This is a genomic window from Variovorax sp. P4_D9, assembly GCF_056401695.1.
In genome coordinates, this window is sequence record NZ_JBFUIU010000727.1 from 1 (window position 1) to 4,398 (window position 4,398).

Here is a 4,398-nt window from a genome sequence, read left to right on the forward strand (position 1 = left end):
ATGTGCGGCAGCGGATCCGCGCATTCAGGGAGACCCTGCGCGCGGACACGCAGATCGGCATCCATGCACATCACAACCTGTCACTCGGCGTGGCAAATTCCATCGTGGCGGTGGAGGAGGGCTGCAACCGCGTTGACGCCAGCCTGGCCGGCATGGGCGCGGGCGCCGGCAACGCGCCGCTGGAGGTGTTCATCGCAGCCGCCGACCGCCTGGGCTGGAACCATGGCTGCGATCTGTTCGCGCTGATGAACGCGGCCGAGGATCTGGTGCGACCGCTTCAGGACCGTCCGGTGCGGGTCGACCGGGAAACGCTGGCGCTGGGTTACGCCGGTGTGTATTCGAGCTTCCTGAGGCATTCGGAAGCGGCTGCTGCCAAGTACGGCATCCCTGCCGTGGACATCCTCGTGGAACTCGGCAGGCGACGGATGGTCGGGGGGCAGGAAGACATGATCGTCGACGTGGCACTCGATCTGCTGAACAAGCGCGGGGATGCACGGACCGCGCGCATGTCATGAAGTGCCGGCGCTGCGGCGACGACCTGCGGAGGGCGCGAGCGCCGGCTTCCTTCGCACGCCGGCCGCGGCCATGTCGCGCGTCAGTTTGCGGATGAGGTCGATGACGGTCCTACTGGCGTAGGTCAGGGGTCGCTGGGCGCTCGTGGCAAGCACCAGCGTTCGTGTCAAGACAGGGTCGGTGATGCGGCTGACGTCGATTCGGCCGAGTTGCATATCTATCTCTACGGCTTGGCGCGTGAGGATGCTGTAGGCCGCGCCGCTCGCCACGATCTCGCGCATTGCGGTGAGCGAGTCGACCTCGATCTCCGTGTTCAACCGCACATCCGCCTTCTTGGCCGCATCCAGCAGCATCAAGTACAGGCCGTCCGGCGCGCCCGGCAGCACGAGGGGAAGGCGCGCGGCGTTAACGAAGCTGCACTCGGGCCGGGAGACTGCGGCGTCACCGGCGCGACCCACCAGATAAAGCTCGTTGGTGGCGAGCTCCTCGTCGGTCTTGTGGATGTGCTCCCCATAGCGCGAGAAGACGCCGACGTCCGCGCGACCATTGGCCAGCGCATCCTCGATGCTGCCCGCGAACCCTTCCATCAGGCGCAGGTCGATCCTCGGGAAATCAGCCCGCACGCGCTGGAACAGCGGGCCCACGAGCGCATGCGTGATCGATGCCTGGACGGCAAGCCTGACGGGCCCGCTGGGAACGTCGGCGCGGTCCCTGACATCGTTCTTCAGCTGCTCGAACTCGCCAAGCAGCGAACGGACTCTGGGCATGATCGACTGACCGAACTCGGTCAGCACGACGCCGCGCCCCGTGCGATAGAAGAGCTTCGCGCGGAATTCGCCCTCCAGGACGGCAATGTGCTTGCTGAGGGCGGACTGCGCGATGCCCCGGGACGCGCAGACCTTGCTGAGGCTGCCCGCCTCGACGATGTCCGCCAGCAACTGCAGGCGCTTGATGTCCATCTCAGGAACTCCCGATGTGAAGTTGCTTGGCGAGGTGCATGTCACCTGCGGGAAATTGCGATCGGCCGATTGTCCGATGCTTATCGGGCAGCATATGCACGGCCGGCCCCGCGCTCAGTCCCATTGCGGTGCCAGGCCCTCGGGGTTGGCCAGGCGTTCATTGCGCTCCAGCGTGGCGATGGCGGCGATGTCCTCCTCTTCAAGGTGCAGCCGCGTTGCTTGCAGGTTGCTCTGCAGGTTCTCACGCCGGGTGGAAGAAGGGATTACCGAGTAGTCCTGCTGCAGCGCCCAGGCCAGCGCCACCTGCGCGGGCGTCGCCCGATGGCGGGCGGCGATGGCCTGCAGCACCGGCTCCTGAAGCACCTTGCCGTAGGCCAGCGTCATGTACGAAGTCAGGTGGATACCTTGCTCGTGCGCGAAAGCGGCGAGCTTGCGGTTCTGCAGGTAGGGACTGATCTCGACCTGATTGGTGGCGATCTGCCCGGGGCCGGCCAGCGTGATCGCTTTGCGCAGCAGCGCGCTTGTGAAGTTCGATACGCCGATCTGCATCGTCAAGCCCAGGTCTCGTGCTTCGGCCAGGGCCTGCAGCGTCTCGGCCAGCGGAACCGCGCCGCCCGGGGAGGGCCAATGGATCAACGTCAGGTCCACATGGCCGGTGCGCAGCTTGCCCAGGCTTTCGCGCAGGCTCGGGATCAGCCTTGATGCAGCGAGTTTGTCGACCCAGATCTTGGTGGTCACGAACAGCGAGGAGCGCGGTACGCCGGACTCGGCGATGGCCTGGCCGATCTCGGCCTCGTTCTCGTAGATCTGCGCCGTGTCGATGGCGCGGTAGCCGACATCCAGTGCATTGCGCACGGAATCGATGACGGTCTGGCCCTTGAGGCGGAAGGTGCCTAGTCCGAAGGACGGAATGCTCATGGGAGGGGCTCCAATGTATTGAAAAAGGGTAGGCGCGACGGCCCTCGGGCCCCTAGTCTCGTTCTTTTGGACCTTGCGAAAAAGTCGCCTATAAAGCAAACAGATTTGACTTGGAATCAACAATGAAGACGACACTCGACGAATTGCAGGCGCTGGTGGCGGTGGTCGAACCCGGCGCGTTGTCGCGCGCGCCGGAACCGTGATGCCCATTCTCGGCACGGCCACCGGGGAGTTGTGGTGGTTATGGGCTCGCGTCCCGGCTTAGATGGTCGGGTGAAGACCACGAACAGGGCTGGCTGATTCCAGCAGCGAAGCGGCGTGCAGCAGCGTCGATTCAGCCAGCCAGGTCGATACGAGTTGCACCCCGATCGGCATTCCGTCACGGCTCGTTCCAAACCTGATCGACACGCCCGGCAGGCCAGTCACGTTCAGATGCACCGTTGAACCTTGCAGGTAGGTGGCGTCCACTTTCTGGCCGTTGATGATRAACTCCGAGACCCCATGGTTTTGGGCTGGAATTGGCTGCACGGGGGTGAGCAGGACGTCATAACGCTCGAAGCAGTCGGCGAAGCCGTCCCTCAGTCGCTCGGCTGCCTGCTCGGCCTCGATGTAGTCCTTCATGGAGGTGTCAGGCGTGGCCCGCATGGTCTTGGCCATCATGTAAATCTCATCATCGCCGTGACCAGCCGTAGCTTCCGCAAACGCGGGCTTCATCTCCATCACTGAAGGCGACGTCGCGCAGGCGATAGACGCTTGTCCAATAGACATCCAGCAATTTGGACGCGGCACAGCCTTGTTGCATGGGTCGGACTATGAAATCTTCGAGACCGTGGTGCTTTCGGAGGAGCGGCGAGGTGAAAGGGAGCGGGAATCCACGAAGGCCGGGTGAAGAAACCTGCTGGCCGTGCCTTGCGGTTGAAATCAGGAACCGGTCAACCGGGCACCGAGAAAAAGGCGCCCGACGTCCGGATTTTCGAGCAGTTCGGCACCCGTGCCCGCTATGGCCACCGACCCCGAAACCAGCGCGTAACCGATGTCGGCGAATTGCAGGCCCTTCTTTGCATTCTGCTCGACCATGATGATGGCTTTGCCTTCGTCGCGTTGCAGGTCGGACAGGATTTCAAAGACCATATCGATGAAGCGCGGCTCCAGCCCGATCGAAGGCTCGTCCACCAACAAGATGTGCGGATTCATCACCAGCGCACGCGAGATTTCGAGCAGGCGCCGCTCTCCGCCCGATAGCACGCGCGCCGGCTGGTGGCGGCGATGGGCCAGGTTGGGGTACTTCACAAACACGCGTTCGACGGCTTCCCTGGCCTGGTCGGGATGCGCCAGCAGAAAGCCTCCCATGAGGAGGTTTTCCTCCACCGACATGTCGGGGAACACCGAGTTGTCCTGAAGGACGTAGGCGATGCCGGAATGCTTGAGCTTCTGGTTCGGCGACAAGCGCGTGATGTCCTCGCCGTTGACACGGATGCTGCCGCCGGTGATGCGCGTGAAGCCGTAGATGGAATGCAGCACCGTGGATTTACCGGCGCCGTTGGGGCCGATCATGCACAGCGACTGACCGGCGGCCACCTGCAGGTTCACGCCGTGGAGAACCTCCATCTTGCCGTAGCCCGCATGGAGGTTCTCGATAGACAGCTGCGGCTTGCCGCCGGCCAGCTCGGCGATGCGCTCGCGCGAAGGCCCCTCGCCGACCAGGAGCGCAGCCTCGCGCGCGACGTCATCGACCGAGAGCCAGTCCTCGTCCAGATCGGCGTCGTCGCGTTGCCCGTGCTTCTGGATCACCATCAGCGCGCCCCCAGGTAGGCGTCGATCACCCGCTGATCATTCTGGATGGCGTCAGGATGTCCCTCCGCAAGCAACTCGCCATGCGCGAGGCAGTAGATGTATTCGGCCAGCCGCATGATTACCCGCATGTTGTGTTCAATGACGAACAGCGTGACCCCGAACTCGCGGTTCACTCGGCGCAGGTGGCTGATCAGGCCGTTGATCAGTGTCGGAT

The 4,398-nt window shown here is 63.7% G+C and carries 5 protein-coding genes and 1 pseudogene; 1 reads left to right on the forward strand and 5 read right to left on the reverse strand.

Translation table 11 applies throughout. From position 1 onward, the window contains the following. Positions 1-515, forward strand: a pseudogene (locus AC1DY5_RS43680) (4-hydroxy-2-oxovalerate aldolase); the annotation flags it as partial. On the opposite strand, the gene AC1DY5_RS43685 reads toward AC1DY5_RS43680, so the two are convergent. The 5 genes from AC1DY5_RS43685 to AC1DY5_RS43705 form a co-directional block, all read right to left on the reverse strand. Continuing rightward, complete coding sequence (locus AC1DY5_RS43685) at positions 510-1,472, reverse strand: LysR family transcriptional regulator (RefSeq protein ID WP_478120650.1); 963 nt, start codon at positions 1,470-1,472, stop codon at positions 510-512. The pseudogene AC1DY5_RS43680 and the gene AC1DY5_RS43685 sit on opposite strands and share 6 nt — an antisense overlap. A 114-nt stretch (positions 1,473-1,586) precedes the next feature. Continuing rightward, a complete protein-coding gene (gene dkgB / locus AC1DY5_RS43690) occupies positions 1,587-2,390 on the reverse strand; it encodes a 2,5-didehydrogluconate reductase DkgB (protein WP_478120651.1) in 804 nt (267 codons plus the stop codon). 261 nt (positions 2,391-2,651) lie between these two features. Then, positions 2,652-3,050, reverse strand: a complete 399-nt coding sequence (locus tag AC1DY5_RS43695) for an amidase family protein (protein WP_478120652.1) — start codon at positions 3,048-3,050, stop codon at positions 2,652-2,654. A gap of 261 nt (positions 3,051-3,311) precedes the next feature. After that, positions 3,312-4,184 (reverse strand): ABC transporter ATP-binding protein, encoded by an 873-nt coding sequence (locus AC1DY5_RS43700; RefSeq protein WP_478120653.1) that lies wholly within the window; start codon positions 4,182-4,184, stop codon positions 3,312-3,314. Next, on the reverse strand, positions 4,184-4,398 hold a 215-nt coding region (locus AC1DY5_RS43705; protein WP_478120654.1), incomplete at its 5' end, for an ABC transporter ATP-binding protein C-terminal domain-containing protein. The genes AC1DY5_RS43700 and AC1DY5_RS43705, both read right to left, overlap by 1 nt.